This window comes from Amycolatopsis sp. NBRC 101858 (assembly GCF_030269325.1).
GTDB classification, from domain to species: domain Bacteria; phylum Actinomycetota; class Actinomycetes; order Mycobacteriales; family Pseudonocardiaceae; genus Amycolatopsis; species Amycolatopsis ponsaeliensis.
Genome location: NZ_BSTD01000001.1, coordinates 499802 through 515925 on the forward strand (window position 1 = coordinate 499802; position 16124 = coordinate 515925).

Genomic DNA, 16124 nt, shown 5'->3' on the forward strand with positions numbered 1-16124 from the left:
ACCCCCTTGACGACGCCCATCAGGGGATTCAGACTTTGTTGCGGATCACAGTCGATGTTCCCTTATGCGCAACAGTCTCGGAGGACTCATGATTCGCGCGTGCACCGTCGACGAGCTGCCCCCGGGTGAGTCCGTCCGGATCCCCGGGTCGCCCGCCATCGCGGTGTTCAACACCGAGGACGGGGAGCTGTACGCCATCGACGACACGTGCACCCACCAGGACGCCTCCCTGGCCGACGGCTGGCTCGAAGGCTGCTTCGTCGAGTGCCCGCTGCACGCGGCGCTGTTCGACCTGCGCACCGGCGTGCCGAGCTGCCTGCCGGCGAAGGAGCCGGTGCGCACGTACTCGGTGCTCGTCGACGAGGGCGTCATCTACGTCCAGGGCGTGGCTCGCGAGGACGCCGCGTGAAGCGGATCGCCGTCGTCGGCGCGTCGCTCGCCGGGGTCCGCGCCGCGCAGGAGCTGCGTGCGCAGGGCTACGACGGCGGCATCGTGCTGATCGGCGAAGAGCAGCACCTGCCCTACGACCGGCCGCCGCTGTCCAAGGCGTTCCTCGCCGGGACGGCCTCGCCGGCCTCGCTGGAGCTGCTCGACGCCGGCGACCTCGCGTCGCTGGCGCTGGACTTCCGGCTCGGCGTGCGGGCCACGGCCCTGGAACCGGGGAACCGCCGGGTGCTCCTTTCGGACGGCGGGTCCGTGCACGCGGACGGCGTCGTCATCGCCACCGGCGGTCGCGCCCGCACCCTGCCGGGCTTCGAAGCCGCCCACACGCTGCGGACGCTCGACGACGCGCTCGCCTTGCGGTCGGCGCTGGTGCCCGGGGTCCGCGTGGCGATCGTCGGGGCCGGGTTCATCGGGGCCGAGGTGGCCTCGACGTGCCGCTCGCTCGGCCTCGACGTGACTGTCCTGGAAGCGTTGCCGGCGCCGCTCGCGCCGGTGCTGGGGCCCGAACTGGCCGCGGTGTGCGCGCGGCTGCACGCCGACCACGGCACGGACCTGCGGTGCGGGGTGTCGGTGACGGACATGTCCGAGGCGGGCGTCCACCTGGCCGGCGGGTCGCTCGTCCCGGCCGACGTGGTCGTCACGGGTGTCGGCATGACCCCGGCGACGGACTGGCTGGCCGGATCCGGGTTGAAGGTCGGCAACGGCGTCCACGCGGACGCGGGCCTGGTGACGGAGCTGCCGCAGGTGGTGGCGGTCGGCGATGTGGCCCGGTACGGCGGGCGGCGGCACGAGCACTGGACGAACGCGTCGGAGCAGGCGCCGGTCGCGGTGGCGAACCTGCTCGCCGGGCAGACGGCACGCACGTACGCGCCGAGCGGGTACGTCTGGTCGGACCAGTACGCGGGGACCCTGCAACTCGCCGGTCACCCGCGCCCGGACGACACGCTTTCGGTGGTCGACGGCGACCTGTCGTCCTCGTCGTTCGCGGCGGTGTGGCAGCGCGACGGCGCGACGGTGGGGGTGTTCGCGTTGAACAACGCGAAGCTGTTCAACCGGCTGCGCCGCCCGCTCCGGCAACCGGCGGTCGTCTGAAAGTCTCAACCGAGGTTTCAAAGATACGCTTCACCCCCATGGAGCTGACCCTTCCCGAACTCCGCGCGTTGACCGGCTGGGCCGCCGACTGCGCTTCGCGGGCACTGCCGTTGATCCCGGACGACCCCCGCCCGGCGGCGGCGATCGCGGCGGCGCGGGAGTTCGCTTCGGGCGGCCCGCGCACGAAAGCCTTGCGCACGGCAGCGTGGGCGGCGCTGAAGGCGGCGGGCGCGGCTTCCGGCCCGGCCGCCTCCGCCGCAGCCCACGCGGCGGTCGGCGCGGCGGGCGCGGCCTACCTGCACCCGCTGGAGTCGCCGCACCAGGTGAAGCACATCGTCGGCCCCGCGCAGCAGGCCGCTTTGGCGTGCGAACTGGCCGGCGGCGACGCGAACGCCGAGATCCACTGGGCCCTCGACCACGCCCCACCGGAAGTGCGCGACCTCCTGAGCCGCTTTCCGCCGGGCAAACCGGGCCGCACCCGCCTGGGCGAGCTGCACCGGCAGCTGGAGTCGGCGCTCCGCGTCCCGCTCAGGTGAGGGTGGGCCGTTCGACGACCACGGTGGCCATCAGGGAGTGCCCGACGCCGAGGCCTTGCTGGGCTTGCTGTTCCCACGCGAAGAGCGCCGTCGCCAGCTGCTTCGCGTGCTCGGCGGACGGCACGGCCACCGCGGTGAGGATCCGGTTCCAGCGTTCGGCGAAGGTCGCGAAGAACCGCTCGACCTGGCGTGGCGCGTGTCCGGCGGGAGGCTCGAACCGCAGCTGCGCGGGGACGACGTCGGTGTTGCCGCGGGCGAGTTCGTTGAGGAGGGTGCGGTAGGGCGGGATCGCCGGGTTGAAGGACCGGGTGGCGGTGTGCCGGCCGGCGAGGACGGACCGGTCGGTGAACGTCGTCCCGCTCAGCCTTGCCCCGGCCCGGGCCGCGGCTTCGACGAGCGCCTCGTCGAGCGATCCGCGGTCGAAGAAGCTCATCTGGTCGTGGAGGGTTTCGGTCGCGTCCTCGAAGAAGCTCATGTTGTACGACCAGCGGGTCCGCGGCCACATCGGCGTCCACTCGACGGAGTAGCGGCCGAGGACGTCGACGATGATCACCGCGCTGTCGCGGGTTTCGACGATCCGCCGCATGAGGCCGGTCAGGACCTCGACGACACCCTCGTGGGGCAGGTGGGAGTAGGGCACGCCGCAGGACAGGTAGAGGTCGAAGTCGCCTGCGGGCGGCCCGGAGCGCATGTCCGCGACGGTGAACCTGGCCGGGCGCCCGGCGTGGAGCGAGCGGGCCGTGTCGATCATGTCGGGGTCGATGTCGACACCGAGGTAGTCGAGGGTGTGCTCGCCGGTCAGCGGGGCGAGGGCGCCGTGCCGCTCGGTCAGCAGGGCCAGGCCGTCGCCGGTGCCGCACCCGACGTCGAGCACCCGCAGCGGCCGGCCGGGCTCGGGCCGGATCCGCGCGATGGCGTCACGCAGCACGCGGTGGGTGACGATTTCTTCCAGCATCGTCTTGACCGGATCGCGCCGCTTGGGCGACGTGTAGTGGGCGGTTGCGTCGCGGTAGGACATGATCGAAACGTAGTTCATCGCCGTCGCCGGCCGGGGCGGTATTCGCGACGCGGGACGCTACAGCGCCAGCTCGTCGAGGTCCGATTCCAGCCTCGCCCGCCAGGTCCACCGCCGCTCGGTCGTGTCCGTGTCCTCGCCGGCCGGCGGGCCCAGCGGCAACGCCGGGTCGGTGATCCCGAACGTCACCCGGTAAGCCAGCACCGAAGCGGCTGTGCGGATCCACGCGTCACCCGCCGCCCCGGCGGGCGGGGACACCCCGAGCGCGTGGCCGAACCACGTCGGCAGCAGCGCGTTCGACCCCAGCGCGTCCGTGATCCGGGTCCGCAACCGCACCTGCAGGTCGTGCCACGCGCGCTCGGCGCGCTCCAGCTGGGGCAGGATCCGCGCCTCGACCGCGTCCGCCTCGCGCAAGGCCAGGCGAGCCTGCTCGGCCGCGTCCGACGCCGCCGGGATCTCCTCGTCCAGCAACGTCCGGCGCCGCGTCGCCAACGCCCGCAACCGGGACTCCGCGTCTCCGCGGGCGCGCGAAGCACGGTCGGTCGACGCCAGGACGCGCATCACCTCGAGCAGGTCGGCGTCGCAGCGGGCCTGCGCCTCGTGCACCGAAGCCAGCCGCGAGATCTCCTGCTCGTGCCGGGCTCGCTGCTCCTTCGTGACGAGCTCCTTGTGCAGGTCGTCCCAGCGCGCCGCCTCCCTCGCGAGCGCCCGGGTCTCCGCGCCGACGTCGTCGAGGTTGATCTGCGGGACGCCGTCGGCCACGCGGACCGCGCGCTCCATAGCCCGGACCTGCTGCTGCAGCCGTTCCAGCTGCCGGCCCAGGAGATCGATCCGGTCCTCCTGGCGGTGCGCGCTGCCGCGCTCGAGCCGGTCGGTCAGGTCCGCGAGGTCCTGCCGCAGCCCGCGGTCGCGGTCGTCGGACTCCTCGACGGCCGCGCGCAGCCCGTCGACCGCCGCGAACAGCTCGTCGAGGTCGCGGCGCGTCGAGTCGACGGGCTCGTACTCCTGCGTGAACTCGGGATCGTCGCCGTAGGTCGCGTAGCCGTGGCTCACGGGATCCGGCTTTCCCGCCACAGCAGCCCGCACGTGACCGCGACGCCCAGTGCCAGGAGGATCGTGCAGACGACGGCGCCGGACCACGGGACCAGCGCGCCCACCAGCAGCCCGGCCGTGACGCTGCCCGCCCACGCCGCCCGCGTCCGTTCGCGGATGACGTCACCGACGCGGCGGACCGGCCCGAAGCCGATCCACAGGCCCGCCGCGAACAGCGGGACGAGCGCCAGCAACCACACCGGCGACAGCACGTCGAACAGCACCAGCGCCGCGGCGGCCAGCGGCAGCAGCACCGGCGCGGCCGCGAAGTAGACGACTGCGCGCTGCGTCGCCGCGTGCCGCGACTCGAGCTCGGCGTTCGCGAGCCGGTGCTTCGCGTCGTCGAACGCCACCTCGGAGTCGAGCAGCCGGTGGGCCGTCGCGACGAGCTCGTCCATCGCCTCGACGTCGGCGGGCGGGGTCGCCAGCCCGTCCCGCAGGTCCTGCTTGAGCCGGCCCACGCGCGCTTCCGCCTGGTCCCGGTCGTGCTGGGCTGGAGTCGTCACGCGAACACTTTAAGTGCCACGGCCGTCACATCCGGCCAATGCGCGCGGTGAGTCGCTACAGGTCCCCGAGGGCCGTGACCGGCGATTCGACGCAGTCCGCGACGAACCGCAGGAACCCGCCCGCCGTGCCGCCGTCGCAGACGCGGTGGTCGAAGGCCAGCGTCAGCTCGCAGACCTTCCGCACACCCAGCGCGCCGTCGACCACCCACGGCCGGTCGATGATCCGGCCGATGCCGAGGATCGCGGCCTCGGGGTGGTTGATGATCGCGGCCGAACCGTCGACGCCGAAGACGCCGTAGTTGTTCACGGTGAACGTGCCGCCGGTGAGGTCCGCGGGCGCGAGCTTGCCGTCGCGCGCGGTGCGGGCACGGTCGCCGATGGCCGCCGAGAGGTCCCGGGTGGACAGCTCCCCCGCGTCCCGCACGACCGGCACGACGAGCCCGCGGTCGGTCTGGGCGGCGAAGCCGAGGTGGATCTCGTCCAGCAGCACGATCTCGTCGCCCTCGACGCGCGAGTTCAGCTCGGGGTACTTCTTCAGCCCCGCGACGGCGAACCGCGCGATCAGCCCGAGCAGGCTGACCGGCCGGTCCGTCTTGGCGTTGAGGGCCGCCCGCGCGGCGACCAGCCCCGACGCGTCGACGTCCACCCAGACCGTGGCCTCGGGGATCTCGCGGCGGGACGTCGTGAGCTTGTCGGCGACGGCCTTGCGGATCCCGGTGAGCGGGATGCGTTTGCCCTTCGCGCCTTTCGCGGTGGGCTTCAGGGCCGCCTCGACATCGGCGCGGCGGATGATGCCGTCCGCGCCGGTGGCGGTGACCTTCGCGAGGTCGATCCCGTTGTCCGAAGCCAGCTTCCGGACGAACGGCGAGATCACGCCGGGCGCCTTGGCCTTCGGCGCGGGCGCTTCGACGCGGCGGACGCGCTTGCGCCGGGTCGTCGGCGCGGTGCCGTAGCCGATGAGGACGTTGCCGCTGCCGGAAGAGGTCGTCACGCCGGGCTCGGCGAACCCGCCGACGGACAGCAGCGGCGCGCCGACCGGCAGCAGCTGCCCCGGCTCGCCGTGCAGCGCGGACACCACGCCGGCGAACGGCACGGGCACCTCGACCGCCGCCTTCGCCGTCTCGACCTCGACGACGATCTGGTCGACCTTGACCGTGTCGCCGATCGCGACGTGCCAGTTCAGGATCGCCGCCTCGGTCAGGCCCTCGCCGAGGTCCGGCAGCAGGAAGTCAGGCACCGGCCACCACCGGGGTGTCGGCCCACTGCAGGCGCGCGATCGTGTCGAGGATCCGGTCGACGTCGGGCAGCATGTGCCGCTCGAGCTTCGGCGCGGGGTAAGGGATGTCGAGCCCGGTCACGCGCAGCACCGGCGCGTGCAGCTGGTGGAAGCACTGCTCCGTGACGCGAGCGACGACCTCGGCGCCGTAGCCGCCGAAGCCGGCGGCCTCGTGCACCACGACGGCCCGCCCGGTGCGGCGCACGGACGCCGTCACGGTCTCGTCGTCGAACGGGCTCAGCGACCGCAGGTCGACGACCTCGACGTCCCAGCCCTCGGCCGTCGCGGCTTCGGCGGTCTCCAGCGCGGTGGCGACCATCGGGCCGTACGCGATGAGCGTGACGTCCTTGCCGGTCCTGCGCACGACCGCCTTGTCCATCGCCGGGCCGCTGCGCGTGAAGGTGACCTCTTCGCCCGACCAGTAGCGGGCCTTGGGCTCGAGGAACACGACCGGGTCCGGCGACTCGATGGCGTCGCGGAGCAGGTCGTAGGCGTCCTGCGCGGTGCCCGGCGTGACGACGCGCAGGCCCGGCGTGTGCGTGTAGTAGACCTCGCTGGAGTCGCAGTGGTGCTCGACGCCGCCGATGCCGCCGGCGTAGGGGATGCGGATGACCATCGGCAGCGAGAGCGCGCCGCGGGTGCGGTTGCGCAGCTTCGCGACGTGCGAGGTGATCTGCTCGAACGCGGGGTAGGCGAAGGCGTCGAACTGCATCTCGACGACCGGGCGGAACCCGCCCATCGCCATCCCGACGGCGAACCCGACGATGCCGGACTCGGCCAGCGGCGTGTCGAAGCAGCGGTCCTCGCCGAAGTCGGCGGTGATGCCGTCGGTGACCCGGAAGACGCCGCCGAGCGTGCCGACGTCCTCGCCGAAGACCAGCACGCGGTCGTCGTCCTTGAGCGCGTCCCGCAGGCCTGCGTTGAGCGCCTGCGCCATCGTGGTCGTCATCAGGCCTCCAGTTCGGCTCGGACCATCGCGCGCTGGCGCTGCAGCTGGCGGGTCGGCTCGGCGTAGACGTGGTCGAACAGGGACATCGGGTCGAGCTCGGCGTCGGCGTTCAGGGTGTCGCGGACGGACTGGGCGAACTCTTCGGCTTCGGCGTGGCAGAGCTCGATTTCGTGCTGGCTCAGCGCGTCCCCGAGGTAGGTCTCGAGGCGCTTGAGCGGGTCCGCTTCGCGCCACTTCGCGACTTCGTCCGCGTCGCGGTAGCGGGTGGCGTCGTCGGCGTTGGTGTGGGCGTCGATGCGGTAGGTGTGGGCCTCGACGAGGACCGGGCCCTTGCCTTCGCGGGCGTGCTTCACTGCGTCGTCGAGGACGGCGAGGACCGCGACGGCGTCGTTGCCGTCGACCTGCTCCGAGCGCATGCCGTAGCCGATTCCCTTGTACGCCAACGCGGGCGCGGCGCTCTGCTTCTCGAAGGGCACGGAGATGGCGTAGCGGTTGTTCTGCACGAAGAACACCACGGGCGCTTTGAAGACGGCGGCGAAGTTGAGCGCCTCGTGGAAGTCGCCTTCGCTCGTGGCGCCGTCCCCGATGAGCGCTAGCGCGACGGCGTCTTCGCCGCGTCGCTGCATCGCGTGCGCGAGACCGGCGGCGTGCAGGGTCTGCGTCGCGAGCGGAGTGCACTGAGGCGCTACGCGCGTCTCGGTGGGGTTGTAGCCGCAGTGCGCGTCGCCGCGAAGCAGCGTCAGGACTTCGCCGGGCTTCAGGCCGCGCGCGACGAGGGCGACGGAGTCGCGGTAGGTGGGGAAGAGCCAGTCGTTGTCCTGGAGGGCGAGCGCCGCGGCGACCTGGCAGGCCTCCTGGCCGGCGCTGGAGGGGTAGACGGCGAGGCGGCCCTGCTTGGTGAGGGCGGTCGCCTGGACGTCGAACCGGCGGCCCAGGACCATCAGCCGGTAGGCGGCTTTCAGGCGGTCCTTCGTGGGCTCGGCGTAGTCGCCGTGCTGGTCGGCGCGCGTCCCGTCCTCGGCGACGAACCGCACCGGCGACGCGGACGGCAGCAGGGTCTCCACGGCCATGGCGCACACCACCTCTCGCAGACATATGATGCTGAAATGGTGGTTCTTGGTGGTCGTGTGTTCAAGGGCTCGGCGGAATGAGCGACAAACGGTCTTTCACTGCGCCTCCGGCTGACCAAACGTCTTTCCCGGCGTCGGCTGTCGGCGGCCTTCCGGGACGAACGGTCCCGGCCCTCGACGAGGTCGACCGGGCGATGCTGGCGGAGCTGTCCGCGGACGGCCGCCTGGCGGTCCGGGCGCTGGCGGAGAAGCTGCACATTTCGCGCACGAACGCGTACGCGCGGTTGGAGCGCTTGATGGCGGAGGGCGTGATCACGGGCTTCGGCGCGCGCATCGACCCGCGGCGGGCCGGGCTGGGGACGTCGGCGTACATCATGGTGACGGTCGAGCAGACGTCCTGGCGCACGATGGCGACGGACCTGCACGAGATCCCGTACGTCGACCACGTGGCGCTGGTGGGTGGCGACTTCGACATCCTGCTGCTGGTCCGCACCCCGGACAACACAACGCTCCGAGACGTGGTCCTGGAGCGCCTCCAGGCCCTGGAGGGAGTCCGGTCGACGCGGACGTGGCTGATCTTCGAGGAGCTACCCGGCTCAGTACTCTGACCCGTGTCGTCCCTCCAATCACGCGTGTCGCCCCCTCAATCACGCGTGTCGCCCCTCCAATCACGCGAGATGCCCGCCTGATCACGCGAGATGCCTCTCCAAGCACGCGAGTTGCGGGCTCCACGCACGCAGCCGGGGGGTCACTTGCGCGGCGCGAGGAGCCGGCTCGCGTGCCCAGTGGGTCGGCTCGCGTACTTGGACGGTCGGCTCGCGTGCCCGGAGAGTCGGCTCGCGTGATTGAAGGGTCGACTCGCGTGACTGGAGAGTCGACACGCGTGATTGGCGGGTCGACACGGCGCTGAGCCGAACGTCCACCCGGGGATCACCCGCACGGACGCATCCTCGCGACCGCCGGGCAGAACCCGTGCCCCGCAGTGCTCTTGACCTTCACCGCGCCACCCGCTAGGCGTGGCCGCTCTCCCGGCGACTCTTATTTTATGTCGAGAATTAACTTGCGCCCCAACCACCCGAAACTATTGACGGGGTCCCCTCCGCCCGGTGAGGATCGGCCGGTCCGCCGCCGTTCACCGCAGAATGGACCAGACCATGGCCAGAAGATCACGCGCGTGGTCCCGTGCGCGCCGAAGTTCGCTCGTCACCTTGATGAGCCTGAGCCTGCTGGGTGGGATCGCCCAAGCGACACCGGCCCAAGCAGACGCACCGGCCCAGCCCGTCATCGGCCAGCCTGCCAAGGACAAGAACGGCTGCGCCAAGATCGAGAAGAGCCTGCCCACCCTGGCCGACTGGCCCAAGGTCGACAGCCAGGTCAAGGGCAAGGCCGGCGACGAGGCGCGCATCGCCCAGATCCTCAAGGGCATGACCCTCGAGGAGAAGGTCGGGCAGATGACGCAGCCCGAAATCACCTCGATCACCCCCGACGAGGTCCGCCAGTACGCCATCGGCACCGTCCTCAACGGCGGCGGCGCGTGGCCCGGCGGCAACAAGCACGCCACCCAGCAGGACTGGCTGAACCTCGCCGACGCCTACTGGAACGCCTCCAAGACCAGCCGCACGAAGATCCCCGTCATCTGGGGCATCGACGCCGTGCACGGCAACAACAACGTCTACGGCGCCACCGTCTTCCCGCACAACATCGGCCTCGGCGCGGCGCACGACCCGTGCCTGGTCCGCGACGTCGCCGGCGCCACCGCCCGCCAGGTCCGCGCGACCGGCCAGGACTGGGCGTTCTCGCCCACCCTCGCCGTCGTCCAGGACGACCGCTGGGGCCGCACCTACGAGGGCTTCTCCGAGGACCCGCGGATCACGCGCTCCTACGGCTACGAGGACATCAACGGCCTCCAGGACGGCGCCACCAGCCGCATCGGCTACAACGGCGTCATCGCCACCGCCAAGCACTTCATCGGGGACGGCGGCACGATCAAGGGCCAGGACCAGGGCGTCAACCCGTCGTCCGAGGCCGACATGATCAACATCCACGGCCAGGGTTACTACGGCGCGCTCGCCGCCGGCGCCCAGACCGTGATGGTGTCGTTCAACAGCTGGACCAACCCGGACCTCGGCATCAACGAGGGCAAGCTGACCGGCAGCGACAAGGCGATGAACCAGATCCTGAAGGGCAAGATCGGCTTCGACGGCCTGGTCGTGTCCGACTGGAACGCCATCGGCCAGGTCCCCGGCTGCACGAACTCTTCGTGCCCGCAGGCGATCAACGCCGGCATCGACGTCGTGATGGTGCCCGCGGACTGGAAGGCGTTCATCACCAACACGATCGCCCAGGTCCAGAGCGGCCAGATCCCGATGTCGCGGATCGACGACGCGGTCACCCGCATCCTGCGCGTCAAGATCCGGGACGGCCTCTTCGAGTCGCAGAAGCCGTCCGACCGCTCCTACGCCAACTCCGACGAGGCGCTGAAGGACAACTGGCTGGCCCGCGACGCCGCGCGCGAGTCGCAGACGCTGCTGAAGAACAACGGCAACGTGCTGCCGCTCAAGCCGAAGTCCAAGGTCCTGGTGGTCGGCAAGAGCGCCGACAACATCTCGAACCAGACCGGCGGCTGGACGCTGAGCTGGCAGGGCACCGGCAACACCAACGCCGACTTCCCGAACGCCACCTCGATCCTGTCCGGCATCAAGCAGGACCTGGGCGACGCGAACGTCACCTTCGACGCCACCGGCAGCGTGGACCCGAAGGGCTACGACGCCGTCATCGCCGTGATCGGTGAGACGCCGTACGCCGAGGGTGTCGGCGACCTGACCCGCAAGACCCTCGAGGCGTCGAAGCTCTACCCCGAGGACCTGGCCGTGCTGGACAAGGTCAGCGGCAAGGGCACCCCGGTCGTCACCGTCTACGTCGGCGGCCGCCCGCTGTACATGAACAAGGAGATCAACCGCTCCGACGCGTTCGTGGCGGCCTGGCTGCCCGGCACCGAGGGCGGCGGCGTCGCCGACATGCTGGTCAAGGGCAAGGACGGCACGGGCTACCAGGGCACGCTGTCGTACTCGTGGCCGAAGAGCGCGTGCCAGTCGCCGCTCAACCCGTGGTCCCCGGACTACGACCCGCTGTTCAAGCTGGGCTACGGCCTGAAGTCGGGCCAGCGCGTCACGATCGGCCAGCTGGACGAGACCCCCGGCCCGGCGACCTGCGGGTCCACCGGCGGCGGCGGGACGGCGACCGAGGACCTGTCGATCTACGACCGGACCGACGTCGCGCCGTACACCAGCCAGATCGGCTCGGCTTCGAACTGGGGCGGCACCGTGATCGGCCCGGACGGCACGGCCGACCACCCCGAGATAAACACGGTCCCGACGGACGTCAACGTGCAGGGCGACGGCCTGAAGGCGACCTGGACGGGTACCGGAGCGGCTCAGCTCTACATGCAGAACACGGCGGGCACGAACGACCTGCGCAGCTACCTGAACGCGGACGGGGCGCTCGAGTTCGACACGACCGTGCAGCAGGCACCGGTCAACCGGACGGTGATCAGCATGCACTGCGTCTACCCGTGCTTCTCGGAGGTGAACGCGACGAAGCTGTTCACCGACCTGGCGGGCGGCCCGAAGACGACGGTGAAGATCCCGTTGTCCTGCTTCAACAACGGGCTGGACTTCGAGCACATCAACACCCCGTTCCTGGTGTACACGGACGCCGCGTTCCAGGCGTCGTTCGCGAACGTGCGCTGGGTGCCCAACGGGGCGAAGGATCCTGATGCGAGGCCTTGTTCGAGTTTGACCTAGGTGCCGGCCGGGCCGGGAGCGCAAAGCTCCCGGCCCGGTCTACGTTCCGGCGTTCATCGCCACGCTCAGCGCGCGTTCGGACAGCTCCGCCCGCGTCAACCGCGCCACCACGCGGCCCCGCTGGAACACCAGCACCCGATCACACAGCTCGCACAACTCCGCCAAGTCCGTCGATGCCAGCACCACCGGCTTCCCCGCATCGGCGAGCGAAGCGATCACCGCGTGCATCTCGGCCCGCGCGCCGACGTCGACGCCGCGGGTCGGGTCGTCGAGCACCAGCAGGCGGGGGTTCGCTTCGAGCCACTTCGCGAAGACCACCTTCTGCTGATTGCCGCCGGACAGCGTATTCACCAGGTCGTCCGGGGCACCGCGGATGCGCAGCCGGGTGATCAGGGCTCGCGCCGCCGCACCGTGCGCGCGGCGGCGCAACCACCAGCCGCCGTGGCCGGCGCCCAGCCACGCGACCGCGCTCGTGTTCTGCCACAACGGCTTGTCGAGCATCAGCCCGTAGCGCTTCCGGTCGCTGGGCACGAACGCGATCCCGGCCCGGACGGCCGCGCGCACCGAACGCGGTGCGGGCCGGCCGCCGATGTGGACCCGGCCGTGGCCCGGCGCCCGCCCGGACAGCGCGGCCAGGACTTCGAGGTGTCCCGCGCCCTGCAGGCCCGCCAAGCCGACGATCTCGCCCTCGCCCACGGCGAAAGCGGGCTCCTCGACCACCACCGCGGGTGGCCGGGACCGGGGCGCCGGCCGGGAAGCGACCGAAGCCACCACCCGGTCGCCCAGCATCGCCTCGACCACGCCGTCGAGGTTCACCGACTGCACGTCCACGCCGGCCAGCACGACGTGGCCGTCACGCAGCACCGTGATCCGCGACGCGATCCGCAGCACCTCCTCCAGGAAGTGCGACACGTACAGCACCGCCACGCCTCGCGACACCAACCGGCGCAGCACCGCCATCAGCCGCGCCACGGCCTCGGCGGGCAACGCCGACGTGGGCTCGTCCAGGATCAGCACCGACGGGTTCCGCAGCAGTGCCCGGCCGATCTCCAGCAGCTGCTGGTCGGCCAGCGACAGCGTCCCGGCCGGGGTGTCCAGCGGGACGGTCAAGCCGAGCTCACCCAGCACCGGCACCGCGAGCTGGGCCATCCGCCGCCGGCTGACCAGCGGGCCGCGCCGCGGCGGGGCGAGCGGGAACAGGTTCTCCGCCACCGTCAGGTCGGGGAACACCGTCAGCTCCTGCGCCACCAGTGCGACCCCGTCGAAGCCCGACAGCACGCCCGCGTCCGGGCGGAGCACACCGGAGAGGATCTTGACCAGCGTCGACTTGCCCGCGCCGTTCTCCCCCACCACCGCGTGCACCTCGCCGGGCCGCAGCGCTATGTCCACTTCGGACAGTGCGGTGACGCCGCCGTAGCGCCGGGTCAGGCCGGTGGCGCGGAGCACGTCAGCGAGCCTCGGTCAGCGGACGGATCGAAGCGGCGGGATTCGCCAGGATCCGGTCGATTTCGGGCTTGTAGAAGTCGTACGCGGCCTGCGTGGACGTCTGGCGCTTGATGACCGCGTCGATGTTCGACGAGTCGACCACCAGCCCCGGCATCCGCAGCCATCCCTGCGGCAGCGGCTTCTTCTCCTTCACCGACCGGATCAGCAGCGCGGTCACGACGTAGCCCTTGAGGAAGTGCTCGGGGTCGATGGTGACGAAGTCGAGGCCGTCCTTGACGCCCTGCAACGTCTTCGCGTCGACGTCCGCGCCCGCGACGAGGTACTTGCCGTTCTCCGTCTGCTTGATCTTCGCGAGGTCGTAGCTGTCCGCGTCGCCGACGCCGAGGAACGCGAGCGCCGCCGGGTTCGCGTGCACCAGAGCCGACCACGCGCCGTAGTTCTGGTTCGGGTCGCTGTAGGTCTGGAACGGCCCGAGCACCTTGATCCCGGGCGCCTTGGCGTTCAGCGTCTCCTTGATCCCGCGAGCGCGGCTGTCCAGCACCGGCGTCCCGGGGTTCGGGACACCGACGACGACCGACCCGGAAGGATTGGCGGGCAAGCGCTTCAGCAATTCCGAAGCGAGCTGGACGCCGAGGTCGTAGTTGTCGTTGCCGACGTAGAACGTGATCTTGCTGCCGTCGGTGGGCGCGGTGTCGAGCGCGACCACCGGGACGCCCCGGTCGATCGCCGTCGCGGCCGGCCGGGTGAAGATCGGCGGGTCGAGGTTCTCCAGCACCACGCCGTCCGGGTTGGTCTGCGTGAGGTTGGTGAACAGCTGCTGCTCGGCGGGCCCGTCGGTGTTGGGCGGCCCGACGGCCTTGAAGTCGACGCCGCCCTCGTGCTGCGCCGCCGTTTCCGCGCCTTCGACCATCTCGTGGGCGAAGTTGAGGCTGATGTTCGCGACGGCGATGCCCATCTTCAAGGACCCGCCGCCGGAACTACCGGAGCTACCGCAGGCGCTCAGCGTCAGGCACGTGATCAGGACCAGGATCGGGGTGCGTTTCATGGTTCCTCCTCGAGCGAGGGAACAGGCCGTGACCGCGTGTGCGGCGCAGCACGCTGTCGAAGGCGACGGCGACCAGGATCACCGCGCCGGTGGCGAATGTCGTCCAGTTGATCGGCACCTGCAGGAACACCAGGCTGGCGGCGACGGTGGTGAGGATGAGGTTGCCGAGCACCGCGCCCGGCACCGAGCCGCGGCCGCCGGCGAGCGGGGTGCCGCCGATGATGCACGCGGCGATCGCGGTCAGCTCGTAGCCGTTGCCGACGGTCGGGTCGCCCGCGGTGAAGAACGCCAGCCCGAGCACGGCCGCGACCCCGCCCATGAAGCCGGACAGCCCGAGCGCGGCGATCCGCGTCCGGGCGATCGGCAGGCCGCTGAACTCGGCGGCGTCCGGGTTCGACCCGACGGCCCGCACCCGCGCCCCGAACCGGGTCCGGGTGAACACCACCGTGAGCAGCACGGTGGCGACGAGCAGCACCCAGACCGACGTCGGCACGCCGGCCAGCTCCCCGCCGAGCACGCTGAAGAACGCGTGGTCCAGGGGCATGCCGCTGATCTGCTTGCCGTCGGCCAGCGCGAGCGCGGCGCCGCGGAAGAGCAGCGCGGCGGCGAGGGTGACGATGAACGACGGCAGCCGCAGGTACGTCGTGATCACGCCGTTGAGGCAGCCGAGCGCGGTCGCGGCCAGCAGGATCGCCGGCAGCGCGAGCCACGGCGACCAGCCGTCGCGGATCAGCACGGCACCCAGCACGATGCCGAGCGCGTACTGCCCGCCGAGTGACAGGTCGACCTCGCGCATCGCGAGCGGGAACACCATCCCGCAGGCCATCAGGCCGACGTAGACCGAGCTCTGCGCGGTGGAGAGCAGGTTGACCGGCCGCAGGAAGTCCGGGTGCGCCAGCCCGACGACACCCACCAGGACGGCCAGGACGAGCACGACGCCGAGCTCGTCGCGCAGGACGTGGCGATACCACGGGGGCGTGGACATAGCCGCGAAGGTCACCAGCCGGGCGCGGGTTCGGCAAGACGCGCGTTTCGGTGGGTGAAACGGTGACCTTGTCGCGACCCGGCCCCGGCCGCCACGCTGCCCGCCATGTCGTCCACCAGCCGGGTCGCCGTCGTCACCGGGGCCGCGCGCGGGCTCGGCCAGGAGTTCGCCGTGACCTTGGCCGGGCTGGGCCACCGCGTGGCCGGCTGGGATGTGGACAGCCAGGCCGAGACGGCCGCGCGGATCGCCGCCGCCGGCGGGGAGTTCCGGCCGGTGACGGTCGACGTGACGGACCCGGTCGCCGTCGAGGCCGCGGTGGACGAGGTGGTGACCGCCTTCGGCGCGCTGCACATCGTGGTGAACAACGCCGGGATCTACCCGCCGATCGCGTTCGAAGAGACCACTGTGGACGATTGGCGCCGGGTGCTGCGGCTGAACCTGGAGGGGCCGTTCCTGGTGACCCAGGCCGCGCTGCCGCACCTGCGGGCGGCGGGCTGGGGCCGGATCGTGAACATCGTGTCGGCGGTCGTGTTCCTCGGGCCGCCGGACCTGGTCGCGTACACGACGTCGAAGGCGGGCCTGGTCGGGTTCACCCGCGCGCTGGCCAACGCGGTCGGCGCGGAAGGCATCACGGTGAACGCGATCTCGCCCGGGCTGGTGTCGACCGCGACCGCCGCGCGGACGACCGGCGCCGGGGGCGGGTTCGAGCGCGTCCGGGCGAGCCAGGCGGTGCCGCGCACGGAGGGCCCGGCGGACGTGGTGTCGACCCTGCGGTACGTCTGCGACGAGGGCAGCGGCTTCCTGACCGGCCAGACGCTGAACGTGGACGGTGGTTCGGCGTTCCGATAAGCGCGCTGAGGGGGCG

General features: G+C 71.5%; 15 protein-coding genes. 6 read left to right on the forward strand and 9 right to left on the reverse strand.

Going from position 1 to position 16124, the window contains the following annotated elements; genetic code table 11:
- Positions 1-88 precede the first annotated feature (88 nt).
- The 3 genes from QSK39_RS02310 to QSK39_RS02320 are packed head-to-tail and all read left to right on the forward strand — an operon-like array spanning position 89 to position 2072.
- A complete protein-coding gene (locus QSK39_RS02310) occupies positions 89-409 on the forward strand; it encodes a bifunctional 3-phenylpropionate/cinnamic acid dioxygenase ferredoxin subunit (RefSeq protein WP_285475999.1) in 321 nt (106 codons plus the stop codon).
- A complete protein-coding gene (locus QSK39_RS02315) occupies positions 406-1536 on the forward strand; it encodes an NAD(P)/FAD-dependent oxidoreductase (protein WP_285476000.1) in 1131 nt (376 codons plus the stop codon). Before QSK39_RS02310 ends, QSK39_RS02315 begins: the two co-directional genes overlap by 4 nt.
- A 38-nt stretch (positions 1537-1574) precedes the next feature.
- Positions 1575-2072, forward strand: coding sequence for a putative immunity protein (locus QSK39_RS02320; protein ID WP_285476001.1), 498 nt, complete (start codon positions 1575-1577; stop codon positions 2070-2072).
- Here QSK39_RS02320 and QSK39_RS02325 read toward each other — a convergent pair.
- From QSK39_RS02325 to pdhA, 6 genes are read right to left on the reverse strand one after another with little or no spacing between them, the layout of a single operon-like run.
- Positions 2065-3090, reverse strand: coding sequence for a class I SAM-dependent methyltransferase (locus tag QSK39_RS02325; RefSeq protein ID WP_285476002.1), 1026 nt, complete (start codon positions 3088-3090; stop codon positions 2065-2067). The two genes, QSK39_RS02320 and QSK39_RS02325, sit on opposite strands and share 8 nt — an antisense overlap.
- Positions 3091-3147: 57 nt before the next feature.
- On the reverse strand, positions 3148-4140 hold the full coding sequence (locus tag QSK39_RS02330) for a coiled-coil domain-containing protein (protein ID WP_285476003.1): 993 nt from the start codon (positions 4138-4140) through the stop codon (positions 3148-3150).
- Entirely contained in the window at positions 4137-4685 is a 549-nt protein-coding gene (locus tag QSK39_RS02335; RefSeq protein WP_285476004.1) for a hypothetical protein, read from the reverse strand. The genes QSK39_RS02330 and QSK39_RS02335 overlap by 4 nt, the downstream gene beginning before the upstream one ends.
- Before the next feature lie 55 nt (positions 4686-4740).
- On the reverse strand, positions 4741-5922 hold the full coding sequence (locus tag QSK39_RS02340; RefSeq protein WP_285476005.1) for a dihydrolipoamide acetyltransferase family protein: 1182 nt from the start codon (positions 5920-5922) through the stop codon (positions 4741-4743).
- The gene (locus tag QSK39_RS02345; protein ID WP_285476006.1) at positions 5915-6910 is read right to left on the reverse strand and encodes an alpha-ketoacid dehydrogenase subunit beta; all 996 of its coding nucleotides are present in this window, start codon (positions 6908-6910) and stop codon (positions 5915-5917) included. The genes QSK39_RS02340 and QSK39_RS02345 overlap by 8 nt, the downstream gene beginning before the upstream one ends.
- On the reverse strand, positions 6910-7980 hold the full coding sequence (pdhA, locus tag QSK39_RS02350) for a pyruvate dehydrogenase (acetyl-transferring) E1 component subunit alpha (RefSeq protein ID WP_285476007.1): 1071 nt from the start codon (positions 7978-7980) through the stop codon (positions 6910-6912). Before pdhA ends, QSK39_RS02345 begins: the two co-directional genes overlap by 1 nt.
- Before the next feature lie 77 nt (positions 7981-8057).
- On the opposite strand from pdhA, the gene QSK39_RS02355 reads away from it, so the two are divergent.
- Together QSK39_RS02355 and QSK39_RS02360 are read left to right on the forward strand one after the other, a co-directional pair.
- A complete protein-coding gene (locus QSK39_RS02355) occupies positions 8058-8588 on the forward strand; it encodes an Lrp/AsnC family transcriptional regulator (RefSeq protein WP_285476008.1) in 531 nt (176 codons plus the stop codon).
- Between the two features lie 603 nt (positions 8589-9191).
- Positions 9192-11783: a glycoside hydrolase family 3 protein gene (locus QSK39_RS02360; protein WP_285476009.1), complete on the forward strand. Its 2592-nt coding sequence runs from the start codon at positions 9192-9194 to the stop codon at positions 11781-11783.
- Between the two features lie 39 nt (positions 11784-11822).
- Here the strand turns inward: QSK39_RS02360 and QSK39_RS02365 are convergent, their stop codons facing one another.
- From QSK39_RS02365 to QSK39_RS02375, 3 genes are read right to left on the reverse strand one after another with little or no spacing between them, the layout of a single operon-like run.
- Entirely contained in the window at positions 11823-13229 is a 1407-nt protein-coding gene (locus QSK39_RS02365) for a sugar ABC transporter ATP-binding protein (protein ID WP_285476010.1), read from the reverse strand.
- 1 nt (position 13230) lies between these two features.
- On the reverse strand, positions 13231-14274 hold the full coding sequence (locus QSK39_RS02370; RefSeq protein ID WP_285476011.1) for a sugar ABC transporter substrate-binding protein: 1044 nt from the start codon (positions 14272-14274) through the stop codon (positions 13231-13233).
- Positions 14216-15259, reverse strand: a complete 1044-nt coding sequence (locus tag QSK39_RS02375) for an ABC transporter permease (protein ID WP_285476012.1) — start codon at positions 15257-15259, stop codon at positions 14216-14218. The genes QSK39_RS02370 and QSK39_RS02375 overlap by 59 nt, the downstream gene beginning before the upstream one ends.
- A 105-nt stretch (positions 15260-15364) precedes the next feature.
- On the opposite strand from QSK39_RS02375, the gene QSK39_RS02380 reads away from it, so the two are divergent.
- Positions 15365-16108 (forward strand): SDR family NAD(P)-dependent oxidoreductase, encoded by a 744-nt coding sequence (locus QSK39_RS02380; protein WP_285476013.1) that lies wholly within the window; start codon positions 15365-15367, stop codon positions 16106-16108.
- Positions 16109-16124 lie beyond the last annotated feature (16 nt).